Origin of the sequence: Chthonobacter rhizosphaerae, assembly GCF_013839525.1 — a bacterium.
GTDB classification, from domain to species: Bacteria; Pseudomonadota; Alphaproteobacteria; order Rhizobiales; family Pleomorphomonadaceae; genus Chthonobacter; species Chthonobacter rhizosphaerae.
This window is the reverse complement of sequence record NZ_JACDIS010000004.1, coordinates 309,102-334,458: the sequence shown is the minus strand read 5'-3', so window position 1 is coordinate 334,458 and position 25,357 is coordinate 309,102. Positions and strand designations below refer to the sequence as shown.

20 protein-coding genes are annotated in these 25,357 nt (G+C 71.0%); 8 read left to right on the top strand and 12 right to left on the bottom strand.

Annotated elements, in window-relative coordinates:
- Positions 1–88: 88 nt before the first annotated feature.
- The 4 genes from lepA (at position 89) to HND91_RS09615 (ending at position 6,598) form a co-directional block, all read left to right on the top strand.
- Positions 89–1,894: a translation elongation factor 4 gene (gene lepA, locus HND91_RS09630; protein ID WP_181706339.1), complete on the top strand. Its 1,806-nt coding sequence runs from the start codon at positions 89–91 to the stop codon at positions 1,892–1,894.
- A gap of 323 nt (positions 1,895–2,217) precedes the next feature.
- A complete protein-coding gene (locus tag HND91_RS09625; RefSeq protein ID WP_181706338.1) occupies positions 2,218–3,216 on the top strand; it encodes a TerC family protein in 999 nt (332 codons plus the stop codon).
- A gap of 420 nt (positions 3,217–3,636) precedes the next feature.
- On the top strand, positions 3,637–4,518 hold the full coding sequence (olsB, locus tag HND91_RS09620; RefSeq protein WP_181706450.1) for a l-ornithine N(alpha)-acyltransferase: 882 nt from the start codon (positions 3,637–3,639) through the stop codon (positions 4,516–4,518).
- A gap of 202 nt (positions 4,519–4,720) precedes the next feature.
- Complete coding sequence (locus HND91_RS09615; RefSeq protein ID WP_181706337.1) at positions 4,721–6,598, top strand: hypothetical protein; 1,878 nt, start codon at positions 4,721–4,723, stop codon at positions 6,596–6,598.
- A gap of 90 nt (positions 6,599–6,688) precedes the next feature.
- Here HND91_RS09615 and HND91_RS09610 read toward each other — a convergent pair whose 3' ends face one another.
- A complete protein-coding gene (locus tag HND91_RS09610) occupies positions 6,689–7,354 on the bottom strand; it encodes a DUF2799 domain-containing protein (protein WP_181706336.1) in 666 nt (221 codons plus the stop codon).
- Positions 7,355–7,517: 163 nt separating this feature from the next.
- Between HND91_RS09610 and mepA the strand changes: the two genes are divergently transcribed.
- Entirely contained in the window at positions 7,518–8,399 is an 882-nt protein-coding gene (gene mepA / locus HND91_RS09605) for a penicillin-insensitive murein endopeptidase (RefSeq protein WP_181706335.1), read from the top strand.
- A 52-nt stretch (positions 8,400–8,451) separates the two neighbouring features.
- Here mepA and HND91_RS09600 read toward each other — a convergent pair whose 3' ends face one another.
- The 9 genes from HND91_RS09600 to infC all read right to left on the bottom strand — a co-directional run bounded on the left by HND91_RS09600 (position 8,452) and on the right by infC (position 18,426).
- Positions 8,452–10,023 carry a TadE/TadG family type IV pilus assembly protein gene (locus HND91_RS09600; RefSeq protein ID WP_181706334.1) on the bottom strand — a complete coding sequence of 524 codons (1,572 nt, stop codon included), beginning with the start codon at positions 10,021–10,023 and terminating at the stop codon, positions 8,452–8,454.
- A gap of 257 nt (positions 10,024–10,280) precedes the next feature.
- Complete coding sequence (locus HND91_RS09595) at positions 10,281–10,466, bottom strand: hypothetical protein (protein WP_181706333.1); 186 nt, start codon at positions 10,464–10,466, stop codon at positions 10,281–10,283.
- Between the two features lie 202 nt (positions 10,467–10,668).
- The gene (locus tag HND91_RS09590; RefSeq protein WP_181706332.1) at positions 10,669–11,277 is read right to left on the bottom strand and encodes a nucleotidyltransferase family protein; all 609 of its coding nucleotides are present in this window, start codon (positions 11,275–11,277) and stop codon (positions 10,669–10,671) included.
- A gap of 26 nt (positions 11,278–11,303) precedes the next feature.
- The gene (gene pheT, locus HND91_RS09585) at positions 11,304–13,724 is read right to left on the bottom strand and encodes a phenylalanine--tRNA ligase subunit beta (protein WP_181706331.1); all 2,421 of its coding nucleotides are present in this window, start codon (positions 13,722–13,724) and stop codon (positions 11,304–11,306) included.
- Positions 13,725–13,918: 194 nt separating this feature from the next.
- On the bottom strand, positions 13,919–14,350 hold the full coding sequence (locus tag HND91_RS09580; RefSeq protein WP_181706449.1) for an endonuclease domain-containing protein: 432 nt from the start codon (positions 14,348–14,350) through the stop codon (positions 13,919–13,921).
- A gap of 19 nt (positions 14,351–14,369) precedes the next feature.
- Complete coding sequence (pheS, locus tag HND91_RS09575; RefSeq protein WP_181706330.1) at positions 14,370–15,452, bottom strand: phenylalanine--tRNA ligase subunit alpha; 1,083 nt, start codon at positions 15,450–15,452, stop codon at positions 14,370–14,372.
- Positions 15,453–15,676: 224 nt separating this feature from the next.
- Complete coding sequence (gene rplT, locus HND91_RS09570; RefSeq protein ID WP_181706329.1) at positions 15,677–16,039, bottom strand: 50S ribosomal protein L20; 363 nt, start codon at positions 16,037–16,039, stop codon at positions 15,677–15,679.
- Positions 16,040–16,080: 41 nt separating this feature from the next.
- Positions 16,081–16,281 (bottom strand): 50S ribosomal protein L35, encoded by a 201-nt coding sequence (gene rpmI / locus HND91_RS09565; protein ID WP_181706328.1) that lies wholly within the window; start codon positions 16,279–16,281, stop codon positions 16,081–16,083.
- A gap of 1,608 nt (positions 16,282–17,889) precedes the next feature.
- Complete coding sequence (gene infC / locus HND91_RS09560) at positions 17,890–18,426, bottom strand: translation initiation factor IF-3 (RefSeq protein ID WP_075216890.1); 537 nt, start codon at positions 18,424–18,426, stop codon at positions 17,890–17,892.
- A gap of 490 nt (positions 18,427–18,916) precedes the next feature.
- Between infC and HND91_RS09555 the strand changes: the two genes are divergently transcribed.
- Positions 18,917–19,678 carry an alpha/beta hydrolase gene (locus tag HND91_RS09555; protein ID WP_181706327.1) on the top strand — a complete coding sequence of 254 codons (762 nt, stop codon included), beginning with the start codon at positions 18,917–18,919 and terminating at the stop codon, positions 19,676–19,678.
- A 140-nt stretch (positions 19,679–19,818) separates the two neighbouring features.
- Positions 19,819–22,548, top strand: coding sequence for a DNA mismatch repair protein MutS (gene mutS / locus HND91_RS09550; RefSeq protein WP_246329387.1), 2,730 nt, complete (start codon positions 19,819–19,821; stop codon positions 22,546–22,548).
- Positions 22,549–22,661: 113 nt separating this feature from the next.
- On the opposite strand, the gene HND91_RS09545 is transcribed toward mutS, so the two are convergent.
- Together HND91_RS09545 and dapB are read right to left on the bottom strand one after the other, a co-directional pair.
- Positions 22,662–23,282: a 2,3-bisphosphoglycerate-dependent phosphoglycerate mutase gene (locus tag HND91_RS09545; protein WP_181706326.1), complete on the bottom strand. Its 621-nt coding sequence runs from the start codon at positions 23,280–23,282 to the stop codon at positions 22,662–22,664.
- 82 nt (positions 23,283–23,364) lie between these two features.
- The gene (gene dapB, locus HND91_RS09540) at positions 23,365–24,177 is read right to left on the bottom strand and encodes a 4-hydroxy-tetrahydrodipicolinate reductase (RefSeq protein ID WP_246329386.1); all 813 of its coding nucleotides are present in this window, start codon (positions 24,175–24,177) and stop codon (positions 23,365–23,367) included.
- A gap of 221 nt (positions 24,178–24,398) precedes the next feature.
- On the opposite strand from dapB, the gene HND91_RS09535 reads away from it, so the two are divergent.
- A complete protein-coding gene (locus tag HND91_RS09535; protein ID WP_210272637.1) occupies positions 24,399–24,941 on the top strand; it encodes a DinB family protein in 543 nt (180 codons plus the stop codon).
- Positions 24,942–25,357: the final 416 nt, after the last annotated feature.

Here is a 25,357-nt window from a genome sequence, read left to right as displayed (position 1 = left end):
CGCCGGGCGACGAAAGCCGCGAACCGGCGCCGCTTCCACCGCGCGCCGCCGCTTGGCGCACGGGGTGGCGAGTGCTATGTGAGCGCCCATGAGCCAGACCCCGCTTTCCAACATCCGAAACTTCGCCATCATCGCGCACATCGACCACGGCAAGTCGACGCTCGCGGACCGGCTGATCCAGGCCACCGGCACGCTGACCGAGCGCGAGATGACGAACCAGATCCTCGATTCGATGGACATCGAGCGGGAGCGGGGCATCACCATCAAGGCCCAGACCGTCCGGCTGATCTACAAGGCCAAGGACGGGGTGGAATATACCCTCAACCTGATGGACACGCCCGGCCACGTGGACTTCGCCTACGAGGTGTCGCGCTCGCTCGCCGCCTGCGAGGGCTCGCTCCTCGTCGTGGACGCCTCCCAGGGCGTGGAGGCGCAGACGCTCGCCAACGTCTACCAGGCGATCAACAACAACCACGAGATCGTGCCGATTCTCAACAAGGTGGACCTGCCGGCCGCCGAACCGGAGCGGGTGAAGGCCCAGATCGAGGAGGTGATCGGCCTCGACGCCTCCGACGCGGTGGAGATCTCGGCCAAGACCGGCCTCAACATCGAGGGCGTGCTGGAAGCGATCGTCACCCGCCTGCCGCCGCCCAAGGGCGACCCGGGCGCGCCCCTGAAGGCCATGCTGGTGGACAGCTGGTACGACGCCTACCTCGGCGTCGTGGTGCTCGTACGGGTGATCGACGGCACGCTCCAGAAGGGCCAGAAGGTGCGGATGATGCGCACCGGCGCCACCTACGAGGTGGACCGGGTGGGCTACATGACGCCGAAGTTGGTGCTGGCCGACAAGCTCTCCACCGGCGAGGTGGGCGTGCTCACCGCCTCCATCAAGGAGGTGGCCGACACCGCCGTCGGCGACACCATCACGGACGAGCGCAAGCCGACCGCCGAGCCGCTGCCGGGCTTCCGCCCGGCCCAGCCGGTGGTGTTCTGCGGCCTCTTCCCGGTGGACGCGGCCGACTTCGAGGACCTGCGCGCCGCCGTCGGCAAGCTCCGGCTCAACGACGCCAGCTTCTCCTACGAGATGGAGAGCTCGGCCGCCCTCGGCTTCGGCTTCCGCTGCGGCTTCCTCGGCCTCCTGCACCTGGAGATCATCCAGGAGCGGCTGGAGCGCGAGTTCAACCTGGACCTGATCGCGACCGCGCCGAGCGTGGTCTACAAGATGCTGCTGACCGACGGCTCGGAGATCGAGCTGCACAATCCGGCCGACATGCCGGACGTGATGAAGATCGAGGAGATCCGCGAGCCCTGGATCCGGGCGTCGATCATGACGCCGGACGAGTATCTCGGCTCCATCCTGAAGCTCTGCCAGGAGCGGCGCGGCGTGCAGGTGGACCTCAACTACGTGGGCAGCCGCGCCATGGTTACCTACGACCTGCCGCTGAACGAGGTGGTGTTCGACTTCTACGACCGGCTGAAGTCCATCTCCAAGGGCTACGCATCGTTCGACTACCAGCTGACGGACTACCGCGAGGGCGACCTCGTGAAGATGCAGATCCTCGTCAACGCCGAGCCCGTGGACGCGCTCTCCATCCTGGTCCACCGCAGCCAGGCGGACCGGCGCGGCCGCGGCATGTGCGAAAAGCTGAAGGACCTCATCCCGCAGCACATGTTCCAGATCCCCGTGCAGGCGGCGATCGGAGGCAAGATCATCGCCCGCGAGACGATCCGGGCGCTCCGCAAGGACGTGCTCGCCAAGTGCTACGGCGGCGACGTGACCCGCAAGCGCAAGCTTCTGGAGAAGCAGAAGGCCGGCAAGAAGCGCATGCGGCAGTTCGGCCAGGTGGAGATCCCCCAGGAGGCCTTCATCGCCGCCCTGAAGATGGACGATTGAGACGGGGGCCGCGGTCGCTTCGGCGCATCGCGACCCTTCGCGGCGGCGTCCATCGATTGTGCGCGCCGCCTTCTTGGCCGACCGACGATTTCGACGACGGCTTCACGGCGCGCCGACCGGTGCAGAATTGACACTGTCGAAACCGTAAGCCCGGCTGCGCGCCGGACTGCGCATTTTACCTGATGCTGCGCCTTGACGGCGCGATGGCAGCCGCCCATATCCGGGGCTCAACTTGGCTCCGGGCCCCTCTGGCGGGATCGGTCGGCATCTCGCGATGTCGGAGTCACTTCGAGCGGAACCTGCCGACATCCGCGTGACCATCCATGGACTTTCTGTTTCTGGACTTTCTGGGCAAGCCCGGCTGGATGTGGGCTGCCTTCCTGAGCGTGGTCGTCGTGCTCCTGGTCTTCGACCTCGGCGTCCTGCACCGCAAGCCTCATGAGATCGGCATCAAGGAGAGCTTCCTGCTCTCCGGCTTCTACATCGCCCTCGGCCTCGCCTTCGGCGGCTGGGTGTGGTGGTCCCTCGGACAGGAGGCGGGCCTCGCCTACGTCACGGGCTTCGTGGTGGAGAAGTCGCTGGCGATGGACAACATCTTCGTCATCGCGATGATCTTCGCCTACTTCGGCATCCCGCGCATCCACCAGCACCGGGTGCTGGTGTGGGGCATCATCGGCGTGCTCGTGCTGCGCGGCATCATGATCGCGGCCGGCGCCGCCATCGTGTCGGAATTCAGCTGGGTGCTCTACATCTTCGCGGCCTTCCTGATCATCACGGGCATCAAGATGATCATGATGGCGGACAAGCAGCACTCGGTGGGCGACAACCCGCTCTTGAAGTTCGTGCGCCGCCACCTGCCGGTGACCGACCAGCTGCACGGCGACCGGTTCACCGTGAAGCTGCCCGACCCGACCACCGGCAAGCTGAAGACCTTCGTGACGCCGCTCTTCCTGGCGCTCCTGATGGTGGAGTTCGCGGACGTGATCTTCGCGGTCGACTCGGTGCCGGCGATCTTCGCCATCACCACCGACCCGTATCTCGTCTACACCTCCAACATCTTCGCCATCCTGGGCCTGCGCGCGCTCTACTTCGCGCTCGCCGCGCTGATGCACCGGTTCGTGTACCTGAAGTACGCGCTCGCCTCGCTGCTGATCTTCATCGGGTCCAAGATCGTGGTGGCCGACATGCTCGGCATCGCCAAGATCCCGCCGGAGATCTCGCTCGGCGTGACCTTCGCCATCCTGGCCGCCGGCATCGGCGCCTCGCTGTGGAAGACCAAGGGCCAGGGTCCGCGCGAGGTGGAGGTGGTGCACCAGCACTGACGAGGGCGGGGCGCCGCCCGGCGTCCCGGCCGATGGCCCCCGAAACCGCTGCCCGGCGTGGAAGCCCTTTCCGCGCCGGGCTTTTTTCGTCGTAAGCGGGGGTGTGCGGGGCGTTCTGTCACCATTTTGTTCGAATACTGTGATTGAAGACGCTCCAGGCCGGGCCCGTTCGCCCGAGGCAGCCCGCGGACCCTGTCCGGAGGCGCCGAAGGACGCCGGGCCGCCAGGTGCGGGGGGACGCGCGACGTGACCAGGACTTCCAACGGGACGGGTTCGAACGGGACGGCTCCGGGCCGGACGGCCGGGGGGCGGACGGCGGGCCACGAGGCGAGGGGCATCCGCGCCCTGACCCCGAAGGCGATCGCCGCCAAGGTGGCGCCGCTGATCCGGGCGCCGTTCGAGGACTTCGTGCCGCGCGGCATGGGCTCCACCCCGATCCGCCTGCTGCCGGGCCTCTCGGTGCCGAACCCGATCGCCCGCCGGCCGGCGGAGCCGCTCGGCCGGATCGGGCCGCTGGAGGTGCGCCTCGCCCGCTCGGCCTCGGAGGTGCGCACCGCCCAGGCCCTGCGCTACCACGTGTTCTACGAGGAGATGGCGGCGATCGCGGACGCCGAGACCCTGGCGATGCGCCGCGACCGGGACGCCTTCGACCGGATCTGCGACCATCTCCTGGTGCTCGACCACGACCAGATGCGCACCAAGCGCTTCCGCAAGGCAACCCCGGCGATCGTCGGCACCTACCGGCTGCTGCGCCAGGAGGTGGCCGACCGGCACGACGGCTTCTACAGCGCCGGAGAATTCGACCTCGCGCCGCTCATCGCCCGGCATCGGACGCTGCGCTTCCTGGAGCTCGGCCGCTCGTGCGTGCTGAAGCCCTACCGCAGCAAGCGGACGGTGGAACTCCTCTGGCACGGCATCTGGTCCTACGTGCTCCAGCACGGCATGGACGTGATGATCGGCTGCGCCTCTCTGGAGGGCACCGACCCGGACCGGCTGGCGCTGCCGCTCTCCTTCCTGCACCACCATGCCCGCGCGCCCGAGCCCTGGCGGGTGAACGCCCTGCCGGAGCGCCGGGTGGCGATGGACCGGCTGCCGGAGGAGGCGGTGGACGCCCGCGCGGCGCTCCACGCCCTGCCGCCGCTGGTGAAGGGCTATCTGCGCCTCGGCGCGACCGTCGGCGACGGCGCGGTGGTGGACCACCAGTTCGGCACCACGGACGTGATGATCGTGATGCCGGTGCAGGCGCTCTCGGCCCGCTACGTGAACTACTACGGCGCCGACGCGGGCCGCCACGCGGCCTGAGCGGGAGAGGGGCTTCGCGGGTAGGGGGTTCGGCGGGCCGGGAGTGGCGGGCCGAGACAGGCGAGCGGGTGTTGCGCTGGCGCGACAGCGGCGGGATTGCGGTAACGCTCCGTCAGGCTTAACGCTTCTTGCACCAAGGTCCGGGCAGGGTGGCTCACCCACGCGCATTTGGTCCGAGTACGCTCGCCGGGTCCTTGAGCACATGAACGGAAAAAGCCAGCCTGCAGCCGCTCCGGCCGCGCTCGGGGTTCCCTCGGCGGGTCCGGCGCTGGTCTACGGCCTGACGGTCGCGCTCGCGGCCGCCGCCTTCCTGGCCGCCAGCTTCCGGGCCGATCTCTCGGCGGGATTCGGCACGCCGGAGGCCATGCTGCGGCTCGCCGAGGCGCGCGACCTCCTGGAGGGGCGGTCCTGGTTCGACCTGACCCAGCCGCGCATCGCGCCTCCCGACGGGGCGCTGGTGTCCTGGTCCCGGGTGGCGGACGTGCCGCTCTACCTCATGCTCCGCGTCCTCGATCCGCTCGTCGGGCCCGCTCGAGCCGAGATCCTGGCTGTCAACCTGCTGCCGCCGCTCCTCTTCCTGCCCTTCGCGGCCCTCGTGGGCCTCGCCGCCCACCGGTTCGCCGGCTGGGCGGGAGCGGCCTGGTCGCTCGCCCTCGTGCTGGTGACGCCGCCGCTGACCGCGCTGTTCCGGCCGGGCGAGGTGGACGGCCACTCGCTTGCCGCCACCCTGTCGGCGCTTCTCCTCTGCGGTCTCTGCCGCACCGGCCGCCGGGACGCGGTTCCGGACGACGCCGGGGCGACCCGCCTCGCCGGGCTCGCCGCGGGCCTCGCGGCATCGGCGCTGGTGGCGATGGGCGGCGGCGGCGGCGTGGCGGCGACGCTCGGCATGGCGGGGCTCGCGGCCGGCTGGGCGGTCGCCCCGGAGCGCTACCGCGCGGGCCTGATCGGCTTCGGCGTCGCGGCGGCGGCGACCGGCTTTCCGCTCGCCGCGATCGCGGCGGCGCCCGCCGGCTGGCCGGCGACCTGCGGGGCGGGCGCCCTGCCGGCGCTCGGCTTCGGCACGGCCGGTCTGGGGCTCGCGGCCCTCGGCGTCCTCCTGCGCGGCGACGGCGGCGACGGCGCGCCGGGCCTCCTCATGCGCGGTGCCGCCTTCGCGGGTCTCCTGTCGCTGATGGTGACCATCGCGGCCCTCCTGTCGCCGGCCTGCTTCGGCGACGACGGGGCCGGCGCCCTGGTGACGGCGGATCCGATGGCGGGCGGATCTTCGCTCGCCGCGATGGCGTCGACCGACCTCTGGTTCGGCTTTCTCTACTGGCCGCCGCTCGCGGTCGCGGTGGTCGGCGGCCTGGCGGCGGTCCGCAGCGCCCGGGAGAGCGACCGGCGGGGCCTCCTCGCCCTCGCCGGGCTGACCGCCGCGCTCTCGGCGTCGGCCGCGCTCGACCTGTCCGGCCTGCCGCTCGCCCAGACGGCCGCGGCGGTTCTCGCCGGCGTGCTGGCGGCGCGGAGCTGGCAGGCGGACGCGCGCCGCCCGGGCATCCTGGGCGCGGCCCTTCGCGGAAGCTGGGTGCTGGCCGCACCGCCGGTGTGGGCCGTGATCGCACTGCCGCTGTCGGGCCCGATCACCCTCGAGACCGCGGACGCCGCCCGCACCGCCTGTCAGGCGGCGGTCGGGTCCGCGCTCGCCGGAGCCGGCGAGGGCGTCGTCGCGGCGCCTGCGTCGCTCGGCCCCTTCATCCTGATGCGGACGGGCCTGTCGGTGCTCGCCGCCCCGTCCACGCGCGCGACCGTCCGGATCGGCCCGAGCGCCGAGGACGCTGTGCTCGCCGCGCCGGCGTCCCATGCGGCCGCCGAGATCGCCGCCCGCGGCGTCGGCTACGTGGCGCTCTGCCGCCGCGACGGCGAGATGGCGTCCCTCGCGGCCCGCGCGCCGGACGGTCTTGCGGCCGCGCTCCACCGGGGCGAGCGGCCGGCCTTCCTGGAGCCCTTGGCGGAGACCGGGGACGCGCTCGTGTTCCGGGTGGTCGGGGTTCAGGACGTGACCGGCTCGCTGCCGCCCCTCGACCTGCGCCCCTCGCTCTGACGTGCGGGCCCGAGCGCCGGGCCTGAAGAGTGCCGCGACCGGGCATTTTCAGGCCGCCGAGCGGCTGCCCGGCCACGGCGAGGGTCGCCCTCAGGGCGCGGGCGTGCCGAACAGCTGAAAATAGGCGGCGCGGGCGGCCGCTTCGGCGGCGGCGGCGTCGCGGGCCGCCGCGTCGGCGCGGCGCTGGGCGGCGAACTGGTCGGTGAAGGTGCCCATCATGTCGAACCGGATGTCCTCGATCCGGTCGCGCAGGCGCTCGCGCTCCTCCGGGGTGGCGTTCGCCATCCGGCTGCGGAGCTCGTCGACGCGGTCGTCCAGGCGGTCGCGCTCGCCGCGCACGGCCCGGGCCTCCGCGGCGGCGTCGCGGGCGATGGAACGCGCCCGGTAGACGTCCGTGCCGAGCCCGTAGGCGGCGAGGAAGTCGCTGCCGGCCCGGCCGGTGCAGACGTTCCGGTAGACCGCGCCGGACATGCCGTTGGCGAAGCCAGACGGCGGGGTGCAGTAGCTCCTCAGGCCCTCCGCGCGGCCCTCCTCGTAGCGGACCGGATCGACCGGAAGGCTGTAGCGGGCGCAGCTCTTGGCATGCTCCTGGAGGCGCGACCCGTCGGCCCCGGCCTGCCCGTCGACGAGGCCGATGGTATACCAGTCGCCGGTCTGGCACTCGGATTTCGACAGGGTGCCGCAGGCGGCGAGCAGCATGGCGCAGGCGGCGAGGAGGCCGGCTGGGAAAAGGCGGCGGACGGAAACGGAAGCCATGGGGCGGGCGGACCGGCGAGAAGACTGGCGGGACGGTCCGACAGGGTTAACACTTTGTCAACATGCTGCGCCGACCCTGGACGGCGTCATCCACCGCGGCGGGGCCGACGGCCCTCCGCCGTCGCGGTCGGGACGAAATAAGTCAGACAATACGAGGCCGCCGATGACCCTTCGCCTGCTCACCGCCGTGCTGGTGCTCGCCTGCGGACTGACCGCCGGCCACCGGGCGGCCGAGGCCGTGGAAGGCCCGACGCCCGCCAAGGTGCTGTTCGGCGCGGTGACCCAGCCGGCGCCGCTCGCCGCCCGCTCGATCGGCTCCTATTCGCGCGGCTGCCTCGCCGGCGCGACGGCGCTGCCGGTGAACGGCCCGCGCTGGCAGGTGATGCGCCTGTCGCGGAACCGGAACTACGGCCACCCGGCCCTGATCGACTTCCTGGAGCGGCTCGCCGCCAAGGCGCCGTCGGTGGGCTGGAACGGGCTTCTCGTCGGCGACCTCGCCCAGCCGCGCGGCGGCCCCATGCTGACCGGCCACGCCAGCCACCAGATCGGCCTCGACGCGGACATCTGGCTGACGCCCATGCCGAGCCGCATCCTGAGCGCCGACGAGCGGGAGACTTTGTCGGCCACCTCCATGCTGTCGAACGGCGGCAAGGGCAAGTTCGCGGACCCGGAGATCTTCACTCGCGCCCATTTCGGGATCATCAAGGCGGCGGCCCGGGACCGCGCGGTGGACCGGATCTTCGTCAACCGGGGCATCAAGAAGGCGCTCTGCCAGATGGAGACCGGCGACCGATCGTGGCTGCGGGTGGTGCGGCCCTGGTGGGGCCACGACTATCACTTCCACGTGCGCCTGGGCTGCCCGTCCGGCTCCGCCGGCTGCAAGGCGCAGGACGACCCGCCGCCCGGCGACGGCTGCGGGGCGGACCTGGACGCCTGGTTCGTGGAAAAGCCCGCGCCGAAGCCACAGAAGCCGAGGAAGCCCGCCCCGGAGGTGACCCTGAAGGACCTGCCTCCCGCGTGCAGCGAGGTGCTGGTGAGCAACTGACCGCTCGGCGCCTCGCCGGCGCCCGGGCGCGCCGGCCTCATCCGGAGCCGCCTCACCGGGCGAGGCGGATGGGGGTGATGTCGCGGGCGATGCTGGCGAAGATGCCGGCGAGGTCGGACGTCTTCGGGCTGTCGTAATACTTGCCCGCGTCCGCGCAGGCGCGGAACAGGGACTTGGTCTTGGCGTCGTTTAGCAGGAAGGTGATGGCGTGGATGGTGATGCCCTTCTTCCTCGCCGCCTCGCACGCCTTCGCCGTGTAGACGTCCACCTGATCGCGGGCGGCCGCGATGCTGGAGGCGCCGTCGAACCGGCCGTTCGCCACATAGCCCCAGGACGTGTACTGGGACTTGTTGTGGCTCTTGGCGGCATAGCCGGTGTCGCCACCGAAGATGACGTTGGCGCCATCGGTGAGCACCACGAGGTACTTGCGGGTGACGGGGTCGCTCCAGTTCGCCCCTTCGGAGAACGGTTCCTCCGGCGACAGCACGCGCAGGCCCCACATGATGCCTTCGGCCACGTTGGTGCCGCTGTCGTCCCAGGGCTGCATGGCCGCGATGGCGGCGCGCACGGCCGCCAGGTCGGTGGTCAGGGGCAGCACCGGCTGGCCGCAGCTCTTGTTGGGGCCATGGGTGTTGTAGGGCTTGGCGGCCGGTGTGGGCTTCTGGGGGATCGGCACCTGGCCCGAGCGGTATTTCTCCACCAGCGCCTGGCGGATCTCCACGTTGCCGGACACCTGGTCGACGAGATAGCTGTTATCATAGGCGCTGACGGTCTTGCCCTTGTCCATGGTGGTCGGCTCGTCCGGCTCGTCGGGCCAGAGATAGGGCACGAACAGGGTGTTGGGGTTCGACGCCGTCGGCGGCGTGTCGTCGAGCGCGAACGGCTCGGGCCTCGCCTCCACGCAGCCCTTCCAGGCCCACTCAGCCTTGACGCCGGCGAGGGCGTCGAAGATCGACCAGTGGTCGCGCATGTGGATCGTGCCCTGCATGTTCTGGCCGTTGTAGAGCGCCGCACCGGTCCGGTCGATCCAACTGTCCTTGTAGGCGCCGGGCGACTTGATGTTGACCGCCGTCACGAAGGGCACCACGGCGATCTTCAGATCGGCCGGATTGGAGACGCTGGCCTCCAGGATGTCCACGAGGTCGGCGGCGGCCGTGCGCAGGGCGCCGATCTTGTTGCCGCTCGCCATGGAGCCGGTGTTGTCGAGGACGAGCGCCACCTCCGTCTTGCCGCGCGGGCGCCGGGCCTCGGCCACCAGGGCGATGCTCATGCTGTCCATCCCCATGAGGCGCATGAAGGTGGTGGGCACGGTGAACTCGGCCTGGCTGCGCACATAGTCCGCCGTCACGGTGGGCTCGTCGATCACCCAGTCGTCCAGATCGGACAGGTTGGCATCCACCATGGCCCTGATGATCGACTTGGCCGTGGCGGGATCCACATCCCGGGTGGAGGCGGCCGCGAGCACGCCGGCGTCCAGGCTGCCCTGCATCTCGGCCCGGCGGTCGATGACCCGGCCGTAGTCGACGGCCGCCCCCGCCGCCAGCAGAAGCGGAACGAGGAGAATGGCAAAGGCCGGAGCGATGGCGCCGTCCCGGCGGGCGAGAAATCTCTGACCACGAACCATGTCGCATGCACCAGGGTGAAAAACCACGGTGCCGATGGTGCGCCGGACGTATTAATGAACATCTATATGTCTGTTACATGCGGCTTATACGAGGTCTTCTTCCACCATCATGCTGAACGGATCGTTGACGCCGCTTAGGAGCGACTCCGAGGCGTTTCGCGGCCTCGTCGGGGCCGTTCGCGGCAACCGTCAGGCCGCCGGGCGCCGCTCCGGGGCGATGGCGCCCCGGCGGCCGTCCGGCGCGGCGGTTCGGCCGGTCACCGGCCGTGGGTGCGCTGGTTTTCGCTGTCGTAGATGCGCCGGCTGCCGGCTTCCGTGATCGCGGCCTCGCCACGGCTGCGGCGGCGGCTCTTGGAGATGCCCCACGCGATGGCGATGCCGAGCACGAGGGCGCCGCCGGCGGTCATCAGCAGCCAGAGAACCGAATAGCCTTCCATATCCATCGTCCGATCTCCGTTTCAAGTGACGTGTCGAACGGACAACCGGCCGGGGCGGGCGTCGTTCCCCCGGGCGGGCGCGCAAACCCGCGACCGGCGGTCGCCGCGCCCGGCCCAGGGCGGACAAGGGCGGACAAGGGCGGCCCGACGGGCCGGGGAAGGAAGGCGCGGACGCGCCGGTTCGTTCGCGGCGGGACGGCGTCCGCCGTCACCACCACTCGACGGTCAGTTCCGGCCAGACCGACAGGCAGCGGCGCGCCTTGGCGTCGTGGCTCGGGCCATTGGGCAGACGGCGGTTCGGCCGCATGTGGAGGGCGAACACGTCGGCGAGGCCATAGGGGGCGAGAAGATGGATCCGGCCGCCGGCGTCGAGCCTAGCGGCGACGGCGTGGGTGGTGGAGGCGTAGCGCAGAAGACTGTCCGCCGACGAGACGAGCGGCGGCACCTCGAAGCCGAAGCGGCCCGGGAACCACAGGTGGACGCGGGCCTGGTTGCGCACCTCGACCGGCAGGCCGAGCGGCCGGGCGGTGGCCTCCACCCGGCGGATCACCGCGTCCTCGGCCTCGTAGGAAAGGTCCGAGCCGTCGAAGTAGACGACGTCGTAGTCCTTGATGCCGGTCCGGCGGGGCCGCCCGGTGAGCACGTTCCAGACGGTCTGGTAGAGGGCGCCGGAGACGAGCCAGCCGTCCGGAAGACCGAGGTCCCGGACGACGGCGAGAAGGCCCATCAGGTCCGGATCCGCGCCGACGATCGCCCTCAGGGCGTCCGCCTGGACGTCGAGGGGCGCGCGGGCGAGATCGAAGCCGTGAAGGTCCATCCCGCCCTCGCGTGGTCGTCGCCGGGTCAGCCGCGGAGCGTCGCCCCGGTGGCCTTGGCGACCGCCGCCACCACGGACTTCGACACCGCCTCGATGTCGTCCTCGGTGAGGGTCCGGTCGGTCGGCGTCAGGGTGACCGCGATGGCGACGGACTTGCGGCCCGCGCCGACATGCTCGCCGCGATAGACGTCGAACACCGACACGTCGGTGACGAGCGGCTTCGCCGCGCCCAGGGCGGCCTTGACGATCCTGGCGGCCTCCACCCCGTCGTCGACCACGAAGGCGAAGTCGCGCACGACCGGCATCAGGTCCGAGGCGGCGAGCGGCGGCTTGGTGCGGGAGCCCTTGTCCTTGGGGAGCGGGATCCGCTCCAGGAGGATCTCCGCCGCCACGATCGGCCCGGCGACGTCGAGGCTGTCGAGGACCGCCGGGTGCAGCTCGCCGAACCAGCCGAGCACCGTCTGCGGGCCGAGCTGGATGGTGCCGGACCGGCCCGGGTGGAACCAGGACGGGGCGCCGCGCGCCACCTGGGCCCTGGCGACGTCGAAGCCGAGCTGGTCGAGGAGCGCGAGGGCGTCCGCCTTGGCGTCGTAGACGCCGACGGCCTCGGCCGTGCCGGCCCAGTGGCGGCCGGCGCCGACGAGTCCGGACGTGCCGCGCCGGACCGCGGTGGCGGCGGTGAACTGGTCCTCCGGCCGTGTGCCGGCGAACACCTGGCCGACCTCGAACAGGGCGACGTCGTCGAAGCCGCGCGCGACGTTGCGCCGGACGGCGGCCGCGAGACCCGGGATGAGGCTCGGCCGCATGTCGCTCATGTCCGCCGAGATCGGGTTGGCGAGGGCGAGCGCGGGCGCGCCGCCGCCGAAGAGCTCGGCCTCGGTCTTCTTGACGAACGACCAGGTGACCGCCTCCACGAGGCCGCGCGCCGCCAGCGTGCGCTTGGCCCGCCGGGTGCGGATCTGGATCGGCGTCAGCACCTTGGCGCCGACGGACTGCAGGCGCGGCAGGGGCGTCGTCTTCACCCGGTCGAGGCCGACGATGCGGACGACCTCCTCGACGAGGTCGGCCTTGCCCTCCACGTCCGGCCGCCAGGACGGAACCGTGACGGTGCGGGCGTCGCCGAAGCCGGACACCTCGAAGCCGAGCGCCTCCAGGGTGGCGGTGATCTCGGTCGCCGGCAGGTCGAGGCCGGAGAGGCGCTTCACCTCGGAGAGCGGGAAGTCGATCACCTTGACGCTGATCGGCGGCTGGCCCGCCATGATGGCCTCGGACGGCTCGCCGCCGCAGAGGTCCATGACCATGCGGGTGGCGAGTTCCAGGCCGGCGAGCACGAAGGCCGGGTCGACGCCGCGCTCGAAGCGGTAGCGGGCGTCGGAGTTGATGCCGAAGCGGCGGCCGGTGCGGGCGGTGCGGTTCGGATCGAACCAGGCGCTCTCGATGAGGACATCCGTGGTCGCCTCCGTGGAGCCGGAGGCCTCGCCGCCCATGATGCCGCCGAAGCCGAGCACGCCGGCGTCGTCGGCGATCACGCAGGCTTCCGCGTCGACCGCATAGGTCCTGCCGTCGAGGGCGACGAAGCTCTCGCCCTCCCGGCCGAGGCGGGCGTGGAGGGTGCCGGTGATCTTCGCCGCGTCATAGACGTGGAGCGGCCGGCCCCGGTCGTAGGACACGTAGTTGGTGATGTCGACGAGCGCCGAGATGGGCCTGAGGCCGATCGCCTTCAGCCGGTCCTGCATCCACTGCGGGGAGGGACCGTTGCGCACGCCCTTCACCACGCGCGCGGCGAAGACCGGGCAGGCGGAGGCGGTCTCCTCGGTGAAGCGCAGCTCCACCGGGATCGGATTGGGGAAGCTGCCGGGGATCATCTCCACCGGGTCGGGCTTCAGGCGGCCGAGGCCGCGGGCCGCGAGGTCGCGGGCGATGCCGCGCACGCCGAGGCAGTCCGGCCGGTTCGGCGTGATGGCGATCTCGATCACCGGGTCGGAGCCGCCCCGGTAGTCCGCGAACGACACGCCGACGGGCGCGTCCTCGGGCAGCTCGATGATGCCGGTGTGCTCGTCGGAGAGGAGGAGCTCGCGCTCCGAGCACATCATGCCGCGGGACTCGACGCCCCGGATGGTGCCGACGGCGAGCGCCTCGCCGGAGGACGGGATCACCGTGCCGGGCGAGGCGAACACGCCGACGAGGCCCGCGCGGGCGTTCGGCGCGCCGCAGACGACCTGGACCGGCTCGCCGAGCCCGGCGTCGACGGACAGGAGCCGCAGCTTGTCGGCGTTCGGGTGCTTGTCGGCGGTGAGCACCTTGGCGATCCGGAACGCCTTCAGCGCCGCGCCGGGATCGGTGACGGCCTCCACCTCGAGCCCGATCATGGTGAGCGCCTCCACGACGTCGTCGAGCGAAGCTTCGGTATCGAGATGGTCCTTCAGCCAGGACAGGGTGAATTTCATGGGTCTGGTCCGTTCCTCAGTCTCTCGTTCCGTCAGCGGAGGCGCTCCCCGCCGTGGCGGGTTCCAGCGTCGGCGGAGGCACCCCCCACCCCGGCCCTCCCCCTCAAGGGGGGAGGGGGACCGTTGCAGTCGTCTCGTCGGTCGTGGCCGGGCTGCCGGCGGAGCAATGCGGTCGGTGCCCCTCGCAAACCGGCTCAACCCGGCACGTCGTCACGTCGTCTTCGCCCCCTCCCCCCTTGAGGGGGAGGGTCGGGGTGGGGGGTGTCCAGCCGCTCCGGGTCGAGTACCCCGAGCGCGGCGGCCAAGCGATGTTGAACGCCGTCCCACTCCGTGAACACCTCGGTATTCCAGAAGCGGATCACCCGGTAACCGGCCCGCTCCAAGAATGCCGTCCGCCTCCGGTCCCGCTCCATCTCCCCCTCGGCGCCGTGCTGGCCGCCGTCGAGCTCAACCACAAGCTTCGCACCGTGACAGACGAAGTCGGCCACGTAGGGCCCGATCGGCACCTGGCGCCGGAAGCCGAAGCCATGGAAGCGATGATTCCTGACCGCGTACCACACCCTCCGCTCCGCCTCCGTCATCGTCTGCCGGAGCCGCCTGGCGTTCCCCCGGGGATCCGGCGGCATGCGGTCCGGGCCGGTCACGTCACCCCGTCAGGCCGCCGAAGAGGCTCGGCAGGTCCAGCGGGCGGAAGCCGTAGTGCTTCAGCCAGCGGACGTCCGCGTCGAAGAAGGCGCGCAGGTCCGGCATGCCGTATTTGAGCATGGCGATGCGGTCGATGCCCATGCCCCAGGCGAAGCCCTGGTACTCGTCCGGATCGAGCCCGCAGTTGCGGATCACGTTCGGGTGGACCATGCCGCAGCCGAGGATCTCCAGCCAGTCGTCGCCCTCGCCGATGCGGATCTCCGAGCCGGAGCGTCGGCAGCCGACGTCCACCTCCATGGAGGGCTCCGTGAAGGGGAAGAAGGAGGGGCGGAAGCGGGTCTTCACGCTCTCCACCTCGAAGAAGGCCTTCAGGAACTCCTCCAGCACCCACTTCAGGTGGCCGAAGTGGCTGTGGCGGTCGATCACCAGCCCTTCCACCTGATGGAACATGGGCGTGTGGGTGGCGTCCGAATCGCAGCGGTAGGTGCGCCCCGGGATGATCACCCGGATCGGCGGCCGCTGGCTCTCCATGGTGCGGATCTGCACCGGCGAGGTGTGGGTGCGCAACAGGAGGCGCGAGCCGTCCTCTCCCGGATTGAAGAAGAAGGTGTCGTGCATCTCCCGGGCGGGGTGGTCCGCCGGGAAGTTGAGGGCCGTGAAATTGTAGTGGTCCGTCTCGATGTCCGGACCTTCGGCCACCGCGAAGCCCATGTCGGCGAAGATGGCCGTGATCTCGTCGATCACCTGGCTGATCGGATGGATGCGCCCCTCGGCGAGCGGGCCCGGGCGGACGGGCAGCGTCACGTCCAGGGTCTCGCGGGCAAGACGCGCCTCCAGCGCCGCGCGCTTCAGCACGTCGCGCCGGGCCTGGATGGCGGCTGCAACCCGGTCCTTCGTCTCGTTGATGGCGGCGCCGCGGGTGCGCCGCTCGTCCGGCGACATGGCGCCGAGGGTCTTCAGGAGGTCCGAAACCGAGCCCTTCTTGCCGAGGGCGGCGACCCGGACGGCCTCGAGCGACGCCTCGTCGGCGGCGGCGTCGACGGCCGAGAGGATCTCGGTTTCCAGGGAGGTGAGGTCCGACATGGGTGAACGGCTCGTCTGTTGCCTGATGTACGGGTCGGCGAGGGTGATAGCGCGGGGGCCTGCGGTTGCCAACCGCCCGGGCGGGGCGGTCGGCGGGATTTCGGGCGAAGAGCCGGCGGTACGCGATGGACGAAACGAAAACAGGCGGCCCACCGTCCGGTGCGCCGCCTGTGGTTCGTGACGTCGGCGCCCGGCTGTTCAGACCGGCCCGCCTGTCGTCGGCATCACGCCGCGGCCCGGGCCTTCTCGACCAGGGCCTTAAAGCTCTCCGGCTCGCGGATCGCGATGTCGGACAGAACCTTGCGATCGACCTCGATGCCCGCCTTGGCGAGCAGGTCGATGAAGCGGGCGTAGGTCAGCTCGCCGGCCGTCACGTCGCGAACGGCGGCGTTGATGCGCTGGATCCAGAGAGCGCGGAAGTTGCGCTTCTTGGCGCGACGATCGCGCGTCGCATACTGCATCGCCCGATCGACGGCGGCCTTGGCCGTGCGGATCGTGTTCTTGCGGCGGCCCCGGTAGCCCTTGGCGAGCTTGAGGACCTTCTTGTGCTTGGCATGGGCGGTAACGCCCCGCTTGACACGCGCCATGGTGATGAACTCCTGGAAAGTGTGAGGCTACGGGACGGGGTTCAGCCGTTCCGGAGGAAGTTCTTCTTGATGATGCGCGCATCCGGGTCCGACAGGACCGTGGTGCCGCGCGCCTGACGGACGAACTTGGCCGTCCGCTTGATCATCCCGTGACGCTTGCCGGCCTGGGCGGACTTGACGCGGCCCGAGGCGGTGATCTTGAAGCGCTTCTTGGCGCCGGACTTGGTCTTCAGCTTGGGCATTTGCTCGTCTCGAGTGAGCCGGATCCCGCGCGTCCGATGCCGGACGGGAGATCCTCGTTTCTTGTCGTTCCGAACGATACGGCCGGGCGTGAGGGCTTCCCTGAAGGGAAGTCCACCCGCGATCGGCTGGGCGTCGTCCGGGGTTTGAGCTTCTGGACCGCCACGGCATGCCCTTTGAGGACACGGCAAGCCGGCCTCGTAGCCGGGCGACCCGAAGAGTGGGCGGGTTCTAACGGAAAGGCGGGAACAATGCAAGGCGGCAGTGGCGCTGGCCGTGACACGACCCGGGTGCCGCCAGCTTCAGCCGGGGACAGCCAAGCGCGCCCATGATAATCGTCATATTTGACGAGCTCGCGCCGGCGACGCACGGTTGCCGCCTCAGGCGGTGCAAGCAGGCGCGCCGATCCAGCGGCGCGACCGGGGAGGACGGGCCACCCCGGCCGTTGGCGACGGCCTTGCCACCTGGAGAGGAGTTCAGCCGATGTCGCTCAGGCGATGGAAGCTGGAGGTCAGTCTCGCGAAAGATGCGGACCGCTGGATTATAACGGTCCGCATCGTTTTCGGCAGCTGATCAAAGGCGCGGGGTGCCCCAAGCATCCCGCTCCACTCCCTAAGCATAGCAGCAATTGACAAGCTTTCAACGCCGGGTCCGAAACGCGGCGAGGCGCTGTCGAGAGCCTGTCGCACAGGCCGCCAAGTTGTCGTGGATCTGAACTGTCAGATTTGACGATCTATCCACCGAGCAGCAAGGTGGCACCTCCAGATGGCGTAAGCAGACGCGCCGATCCAGCGGCGCGACCGGGGAGGACGGGCCACCCCGGCCGTTGGCGACGGCCTTGCCACCTGGAGAGGAGTTCAGCCGATATCGCTCAGGCGATGGAAGCTGGAGGTCAGTCTCGCGAAAGATGCGGACCGCTGGACAATAACGGTCCGCATCACTTTCGTTCGGTGACCAAAGAGACGGGGTGTCTCAAGCATCCCGTCCCAGTCCCTGACCATAGCAGGAATTGACAAGCTTTCAACGCCGGGTCCGAAACGCGGCGAGGCACTGTCGAGAGCCTGTCGAACAGGCGGCCACGTTGTCGTGGATCTGAACTGTCAGATTTGACGATCTGTGCATCGAGCCACAAGGTGGCGCCTCCAGGCGGCGGAAGCAGGCGCGCCGATCCAGCGGCGCGACCGGGGAGGATGGGCCACCCCGGCCGTTGGCAAAGGCCTTGCCACCTGGAGAGGAGTTCAGCCGATGTCGCTCAGGCGATGGAAGCTGGAGGTCAGTCTCGCGAAAGATGCGGACCGCTGGATCATGACGGTCCGCATCAGCTTCGTGATCTGAAGAAAGGGGCGGGGTGTCTCACCATCCCGTCCCACTCCTGAACTATAGCAGAAAGTAACAGGGCTTCAACGCCAGGCAGGGTGCGGTTCGCGGGCCGCAGAACCCTGGGCAACGCGAGGCGCCAACCGCCGTCGAGTTCACGGGTGACGTCCGCCGAAATCTTGAACCGGACGGATTTCGCCTGGCCGGGTCTCCGGCAAAGCAAAAGGCGCCGGATCGCTCCGGCGCCTTCAAATCTATAGGCCTTCCAGCCCTCGGGCTTGAGGTGCCGCCGATCAGCGCGGCGACAGCACCATGACCATCTGGCGGCCTTCCAGGCGCGGCTCGCTCTCGACCTTGGCGATCTGGGCGGTCTCGTCGCGGACCTGCAGGAGAAGCTTAACGCCGAGGTCCTGGTGCGCCATCTCGCGACCCCGGAACCGCAGCGTCACCTTGACCTTGTCGCCTTCCTCGAAGAACCGGAGCATGCTCTTCATCTTCACCTCGTAGTCGTGGGTGTCGATGTTGGGCCGCATCTTGATCTCTTTGATCTCGACGGTCTTCTGGTTCTTGCGTGCCTCAGCGGCCTTCTTCTGCGACTGGTACTTGAACTTGCCGAAGTCCAGGATCTTGCAGACGGGCGGCGTCGAGTTCGGCGAGATCTCGACGAGGTCGAGGCCCGCCTCCGCGGCAGCCGCCAGCGCGTCGTTGATGTTCACGACGCCCCGGTTCTCACCGGTATCGTCGATCAACTGCACCTGCGGGACGCGAATTTCTCGGTTGACGCGCGGACCTTCCTTGGTCGGCGCTGTGGCTCTGAACGGGCGACGAATGGCTTGAGTCTCCTCTGACGTTGAACTTACCGCGGGCGCCCCGCTCGCCGATACCGGACGGGCTGACGGCCGACCGCAACCGTTGCAGAAACGGTTGACGACCGACGACAGATCCCGAGAAACAAAACTAGGGGTCCGGAGCGCCGATTGCCCGATCCGGAAGACAGCCGGTCCGATGTGCCTGGAGCGGAACGACCCCTCGGGTCGGCCCTCGCCTCTGGGAACGCGGCCGGCGGCGAAACCGGCCCGGTCCCGGAACACGCCATCTCTCGGGCGACCGGCTCGACGGGCTGATCGGGCGAAAGACGGGATCGGCTGCCCGCCAAGCGGGACAACTGGCCATGAAGGTCGTGTGAAACCGGCGGAAAGTCAAGGTTCTCCGCGCCCCGGTGCCCGCCGCGACGGCAGATATGCCCAGACGTAGACGATTTTGCAGGCAAGAAGCGCTCGCCTGTGGCAGAAACGGCGCCACCGGCGGGAGGTTCAAGGCATGGCGTCACGGTCCGACAGCATCACGGTGGACGGGGTCGAGATCGCCGTCCGGATCGATGAGGGCGCGGTCCCGACGCTGGTCTGGCTGTCCGGATTCCGGTCCGACATGGCCGGGTCCAAGGCCGAGGCGCTCGCCGACTTCGGCCGGCGCTCGGGCCGGCGCGTGGTGCGCTTCGACTATTCCGGCCACGGCGCCTCCGGCGGGCGCTTCGCCGACGGCACCATCGGGCGCTGGGCCGACGAGGCGATGGCGGTGGTGGACCGGTTCGCCGATGGCCCCATGGTGCTGGTGGGCTCGTCCATGGGCGGCTGGATCGCGCTTCTCCTGGCGCTGAGGCTGCAGGCGGCGGGCCGCGGCGACCGGCTGAAGGGCCTGGTGCTGATCGCCCCCGCGCCGGACTTCACCGGCCGGCTGATGGAGCCCTCGTTCACCGACGCCATGCGGATCGACCTCGCCGAGCACGGCCGGACCGAGATCCCGAGCGCCTATTCGCCCGAGCCGACGGTGATCACCGCCGCCCTCATCGAGGACGGGCGGCGGCACGCGATCCTGGACACCGACATCCGGATCGGCGCGCCCGTCCACATCCTCCAGGGCATGCGCGACCCGGACGTGCCGCACGCCCACGCCATGCTGCTCGTCGACCGGCTCGTGCACGACGACGTGGTGCTGACGCTGATCAAGGACGGCGACCACAGGCTGTCGCGGCCGGAGGACGTGGACCGGATCCTGAGCGCCGTGGGGGCGATGGCGGGGTAGGGGCGCCCATGGCCGCCGGTCGCCCGCGCGGTCGCGAAGGCCGCTGGGACTTGCCGCGTCCGCAACTTCGTCGGGGATGACGGCGGCGGGGCCTTGCGCCGCCGGTGAAACGCCGGGCGGGTTCTGCTAGCGTGCGCGCCATGACCGAGCACACGCCCATCGACGAAGAGGCCGCATCCGGCCACGTCACGCCCGTGATGGCCCAGTTCATCGAGATCAAGGCCGCCAATCCGGATTGCCTGCTCTTCTTCCGCATGGGCGATTTCTACGAGCTCTTCTTCCACGACGCGGAAATCGCCTCGCGGGCCCTCGGCATCACCCTGACGAAGCGCGGCAAGCATCTCGGCGAAGACATCCCCATGTGCGGGGTGCCGCTCCACACGGCCGACGACTACCTGCAGCGCCTGATCGCCCTCGGCCACCGGGTCGCGGTGTGCGAGCAGATGGAGGACCCGGCGGAGGCGCGCAAGCGCGGTTCGAAGTCCATCGTCCGGCGCGACGTGGTGCGGCTGGTGACGCCCGGCACCCTGACCGAGGAGACGCTGCTCGACGCGCGCCGGTCGAACTTCCTGGCGGCGGTGACGCGCCAGCGCGGCTCGGACGCCGGGGGCGACCGGTTCGCGGTCGCCTGGGTGGACGTGTCCACGGGCGCCTTCCGGCTGACCGAGGCGGAGGCGGGCGGGCTCGCGGCGCTCCTCGCCCGTATCGAGCCGAAGGAACTCCTGGTCTCCGACGCGCTCTTCGACGAGGACGAGCTGCGCCGCACCTGGAAGGGATCCGGCGCCGCCGTGGTGCCGCTGCCGCGCGCCTTCTTCGACGGCGCGACGGCGCCGGACCGGCTGGCGGCCTTCTACGGCATCAAGTCGGTGGACAGCTTCGGCCGCTTCTCGAGGCTGGAGCTCTCCGTGGCGGCGGCGATCGTCGCCTACGTGGACAAGACGCAGGTCGGCCAGCGCCCGCCGCTCGACCCGCCCGGCCGGGACGCCGCCACCGGCGTGATGGCGGTGGACGCGGCGACCCGCGCCAACCTGGAACTCGTCCGCACCCTGTCGGGCGAGCGGCGGGGCAGCCTGCTCGCCAGCGTCGACCGGACCGTCACCGGCGCCGGCGCCCGGCTGCTGGCCGACCGGATCGCGAGCCCGCTCACCGACCCGGAGGCGATCCGCCACCGGCTGGACGCGGTGGATCTCTTCGCGGGCGAGCCGACGCTTCGCCGCACCGTGCGGGCGGATCTCGCCCGCGCGCCGGACATGGCGCGCGCGCTCACGCGCCTCACCCTCGGCCGGGGCGGGCCGCGCGACCTGATGGCGGTGGCGACGGGGCTGGAGGCGGCGGCCGCGCTTCGGGCGAGGCTCGCCGGCGTCGTCGGCGGCGAGGAGATCGGCCACGCGCTCGGCGCGCTGCTTGCCGCGCCCCACGGGGTGGGCGAGGCGGTGCGGGCGGCGCTCGGCGACGAGCTGCCGCTCCTGAAGCGGGACGGCGGCTTCGTGCGGGCGGGCCACGACGCGGACCTCGACGAGGCGCGCGGCCTTCGCGACGAGAGCCGGCAGATCATCGCGTCGCTCCAGGCCACCTACGTGGAGGAGACCGGCATCAAGGCCCTGAAGGTGCGCCACAACGGCGTGCTCGGATATTTCGTGGAGGTGCCGCCGCAGCACGGGGCCGCCATGATGGGCGAGCCCCTCAACCGCACCTTCATCCACCGCCAGACCCTCGCCAACTGCATCCGCTTCTCCACGACCGCGCTCGGCGAGCTGGAGGGCAAGATCGCCTCGGCGGGCGAGCGGGCGCTCGGGATCGAGCTCGCCGTGTTCGACCGGCTGGCGGGCGCGGTGATCGCGGCCGGCGACGGGATCAAGCGGGCGGCGGACGCGCTCGCGGCCCTCGACGTGGCGGCGGCCCTCGGCGACCTCGCCGACGAGGCCGGCTGGGTACGCCCGAAGGTGGACCTTTCCCACGCCTTCCGGATCGAGGGCGGCCGGCACCCGGTGGTGGAGGCCATGCTGAAGGAGACCGGCGGCACCTTCGTGGCGAACGACTGCGACGTGGGCGCCCCGGACGAGAGCCACGCGGCCGGCCGGCTGTGGCTGGTGACGGGCCCCAACATGGCGGGCAAATCCACCTTCCTGCGCCAGAACGCCCTGATCGCGGTGCTCGCCCAGGCGGGATCCTTCGTGCCGGCGCGATCGGCCCATATCGGCGTGGTGGACCGGCTGTTCAGCCGGGTGGGCGCGGCCGACGACCTCGCCCGCGGCCGCTCCACCTTCATGGTGGAGATGATCGAGACCGCCGCCATCCTGACCCAGGCGGGCCCGCGCGCCTTCGTGATCCTCGACGAGATCGGCCGCGGCACCGCCACATACGACGGTCTCGCCATCGCGTGGGCGACCGTGGAGCACCTGCACGAGGTGAACCGCTCGCGCGCGCTCTTCGCCACCCACTATCACGAGCTGACGGCGCTGACCGAGACGCTCGCCCGGGTGACCAACGCCACCGTGAAGGTGAAGGAATGGAAGGGCGACGTCGTCTTCCTGCACGAGATCGTCCCCGGGGCGGCCGACCGGTCCTACGGCATCCAGGTGGCCAAGCTCGCCGGCCTGCCGGCGGCGGTGGTGGAGCGGGCGAGGGCCGTGCTCGCCGAACTGGAGAAGACGGGCGGCGGCGGCGCCCCGGCGGTGCTCGACGACCTGCCGCTGTTCTCCGCCGCCCGCCGACGCGCCCCGGCGGCGGAGGCCGGCATGCCCGACCCGGCAGAGGCGGAACTCCACGCCGTGCTCGACGGCCTGTCGCCGGACGAGATGACGCCCCGCGAGGCGCTGGACGCGCTCTACAGGCTGAAGGCCGCGCGCGCGAAGGCGCAGCCCCGGTGAGGCGAGTCGGCGCCCGGAGGGGCGGCGCCACGGTTCGGTGGGGCGGCGTCGCGGCCCGGTTACGGGGCGCGGCGCCGGGGGTGCGCCGTCCTCGCGGGGCTTTCGGCGGGGGCTCAGCCCGAAAGCACATCCTTGGAGACGATCCGGCCGGTCTCGTCCAGGTGGTAGACGATGGGCACGCCGGTCGCGAGCTCGCGGGCAACGATCTCCTCGCCGGTCAGGCCCTCCAGCTGCATGATGAGGGCGCGCAGGGAGTTGCCGTGGGCGGCGACGAGCACGTTCTCGCCCTTGAGGACGCGCGGCAGGATCTCCGCCTCGAAATAGGGCAGGACGCGGGCCGCGGTGTCCTTCAGGCTCTCGCCGCCCGGCGGGGGCACGTCGAACGAGCGGCGCCAGACATGCACCTGCTCCTCGCCCCACCTGGCGCGCGCGTCGTCCTTGTTGAGGCCCGTGAGTTCGCCGTAGTCGCGTTCGTTGAGGGCCTGGTCCCTGACGGTCGGCAGGTCCGTCTGGCCGATCTCGTCCAGGATCAGCGACAGGGTGCGCTGGGCGCGCGTGAGCACGGACGTGTAGGCCACGTCGAAGCGGACGCCGAGGGCCTTCAGGCGCTGGCCGGCGGCGGTCGCCTCCTCGACGCCGAGGGGCGTCAGGTCCGGATCCTTCCAGCCGGTGAAGAGATTCTTCAGGTTCCACTCGCTCTGACCGTGTCGGACCAGCACCAGGACGCGGGACATGGGGGACTCCTTCTTCGGGGGATGGAGCGGCGGTCGCTTGTTGGAGGCGGCGCCGTCCGCTCGGTATCGGCTTCGCGCCGGATCAGTCGTTGAGGCCGAGGACGTCGTCCATGCCGTAGCGGCCGGGCTTGCGCCCGAAGCCCCAGAGGGCGGCGCGCACCGCTCCGAGGGCGAAGATGGCGCGGTCGTCGGCCCGGTGGGTCAGCTCGATGCGCTCGCCCGGGCCCGCGAAGGTGACCGTGTGGTCGCCGACGACGGCGCCGCCGCGCAGGGACGCGAAGCCGATCGCCCCGTCCGGCCGCGGGCCGGTGTGGCCGTCGCGGCCGCGCACGCTCGCCTCCCGGAGGGAGACGCCGCGGCCGGCGGCGGCCGCCTCGCCGAGGAGGAGGGCGGTGCCGGAGGGCGCGTCCACCTTGTGGCGGTGGTGCATCTCGACGATCTCGATGTCGAACGACGGCCCGAGGGCGGCGGCGGCCTTGCGGACGAGGCCGGCGAGGAGGTTGACCCCGAGGCTCATGTTGCCGGACTTGACCACCACCGCGTGGCGGGCGGCGGCGTCGATGGCCGCCTCGTCCTCCGCCGAACAGCCGGTGGTGCCGACGACGTGGACGATGCGCGCCTGGGCGGCGAGTTCGGCGAAGGCCACCGTGGCGGCCGGGGAGGTGAAGTCGAGGACGCCGTGGGCGGCCGCGAAGGCCGGCAGCGGATCGTCCGTGACGGAAACGCCGAGCGGCGACAGGCCGGCGAGGACGCCGGCGTCGGCCCCGAGGGCGGGCGAGCCTTCCCGCTCGATGGCGGCGGAGACCACGGCGCCCGGCGTTTCGCTCACGGCCTTGATCAGGGCCCGCCCCATGCGGCCCCCGGCCCCCACCACGACGAGCTTCATCTCCGACATCGGCGTCTCCAGCGGCATTGCGGTTCGGGCTATAGCAGGGGGACGCGCGCGGAGGGAAGCCGCGAGCCGGCCGAACGGGCCGAAACGAGACGAAGAGGTTAGCGGTGGACCGGCGGGCCGGGGGGACGCATCGGCGGCTGGCGCGTTCCTGCCGACAGACCCCGGCGGGCGGCGGGCGGAGGATCGGGCCTCCGCCGCGCCCGCCCCCCATAGGAGCCGCCATGAGCGCCGTCGACCTTGTGCGGGGGCTCGCCCGCAACAACGCCTTCTCCAACCGCCGGCTCCTCGCCGCCTGCGCCCGGCTGACGCCGGAGGCGTTCGCGGCGGCGCGGACGAGCTTCTTCCCCTCCATCCTGGAGACGGCCAACCACATCCTGGAGGTGGACCTCTACTACCTGGACGCGCTCCGCGAAGGCGGCCGGGGCCAGGCGGTGTTCGAGGCCTACCGGCCGTTCGCCGACCCGGCGGCGCTCGCCGCCGCCCAGGCGGACACCGACGCGGCGCTGGTCGGCTTCTGCGACGGGCTCGACGACGCGGGTCTTTCGCGCGAGGTGGCGACCGACCGGGGCGAGGACGGGCGCGTGATGGAGCGGGTGGACGCGCTGCTCCTCCACCTCTTCCAGCACCAGATCCACCACCGCGGCCAGATCCACGCCATGCTCGCCGGCACCGACGTGCCGCCGCCGCAACTGGACGAGTTCTTCCTGCGGTTCGATGCGGGGCGGCGGGTGGGGAGGGGGGAGGGGGTAGGCAGTAGGCAGTAGGCAGTAGGCAGTAGGCAGTCGGCAGTAGGGAGTCGGCAGTCGGCAGTAGGCAGTCGGCAGTAGGGAGTGTCGGCAGTAGGGATTCGGCGATCGGCAGTCGGAAGAGGCGCGTTCGCCGGTCCTCTCCTCCGTCATCCCGGCGAAGGCCGGGATCCAACCGTCGGCGGTGCGACCCGATGCCGGCGCGGGTGGGGCGGGGTCGGTTGGGCCCCGGCGTGCGCCGGGGTGACGCCCTTGAGGCCCCTCTTCACTCCGCCGTCATCCCGGCGAAGGCCGGGATCCAACCGTCGGCGGTGCGGTCTGATGGGGGCGCGGGTGGGGTGGGGTCGGTTGGGCCCCGGCGTGCGCCGGGGTGACGCCCTTGAGGCCCCCTTCCTCCTCCGTCTTCCCGGCGAAGGCCGGGATCCAGACGTCGG

Coding starts and splice junctions, on each gene's coding strand:
- mepA (WP_181706335.1), top strand. CDS start 7,518: ATGACCCTTCGCCTGCTCACCGCCGTGCTGGTGCTCGCCTGCGGACTG.
- HND91_RS09615 (WP_181706337.1), top strand. CDS start 4,721: ATGAACGGAAAAAGCCAGCCTGCAGCCGCTCCGGCCGCGCTCGGGGTT.
- dapB (WP_246329386.1), bottom strand. CDS start 24,177: ATGTCGGAGATGAAGCTCGTCGTGGTGGGGGCCGGGGGCCGCATGGGG.
- mutS (WP_246329387.1), top strand. CDS start 19,819: ATGACCGAGCACACGCCCATCGACGAAGAGGCCGCATCCGGCCACGTC.
- lepA (WP_181706339.1), top strand. CDS start 89: ATGAGCCAGACCCCGCTTTCCAACATCCGAAACTTCGCCATCATCGCG.
- HND91_RS09590 (WP_181706332.1), bottom strand. CDS start 11,277: ATGGACCTTCACGGCTTCGATCTCGCCCGCGCGCCCCTCGACGTCCAG.
- HND91_RS09535 (WP_210272637.1), top strand. CDS start 24,399: ATGAGCGCCGTCGACCTTGTGCGGGGGCTCGCCCGCAACAACGCCTTC.
- pheS (WP_181706330.1), bottom strand. CDS start 15,452: ATGTCGGACCTCACCTCCCTGGAAACCGAGATCCTCTCGGCCGTCGAC.
- HND91_RS09580 (WP_181706449.1), bottom strand. CDS start 14,350: ATGCCGCCGGATCCCCGGGGGAACGCCAGGCGGCTCCGGCAGACGATG.
- rplT (WP_181706329.1), bottom strand. CDS start 16,039: ATGGCGCGTGTCAAGCGGGGCGTTACCGCCCATGCCAAGCACAAGAAG.
- HND91_RS09555 (WP_181706327.1), top strand. CDS start 18,917: ATGGCGTCACGGTCCGACAGCATCACGGTGGACGGGGTCGAGATCGCC.
- HND91_RS09610 (WP_181706336.1), bottom strand. CDS start 7,354: ATGGCTTCCGTTTCCGTCCGCCGCCTTTTCCCAGCCGGCCTCCTCGCC.
- olsB (WP_181706450.1), top strand. CDS start 3,637: ATGGGCTCCACCCCGATCCGCCTGCTGCCGGGCCTCTCGGTGCCGAAC.
- rpmI (WP_181706328.1), bottom strand. CDS start 16,281: ATGCCCAAGCTGAAGACCAAGTCCGGCGCCAAGAAGCGCTTCAAGATC.
- pheT (WP_181706331.1), bottom strand. CDS start 13,724: ATGAAATTCACCCTGTCCTGGCTGAAGGACCATCTCGATACCGAAGCT.
- HND91_RS09545 (WP_181706326.1), bottom strand. CDS start 23,282: ATGTCCCGCGTCCTGGTGCTGGTCCGACACGGTCAGAGCGAGTGGAAC.
- HND91_RS09625 (WP_181706338.1), top strand. CDS start 2,218: ATGGACTTTCTGTTTCTGGACTTTCTGGGCAAGCCCGGCTGGATGTGG.
- HND91_RS09600 (WP_181706334.1), bottom strand. CDS start 10,023: ATGGTTCGTGGTCAGAGATTTCTCGCCCGCCGGGACGGCGCCATCGCT.
- HND91_RS09595 (WP_181706333.1), bottom strand. CDS start 10,466: ATGGATATGGAAGGCTATTCGGTTCTCTGGCTGCTGATGACCGCCGGC.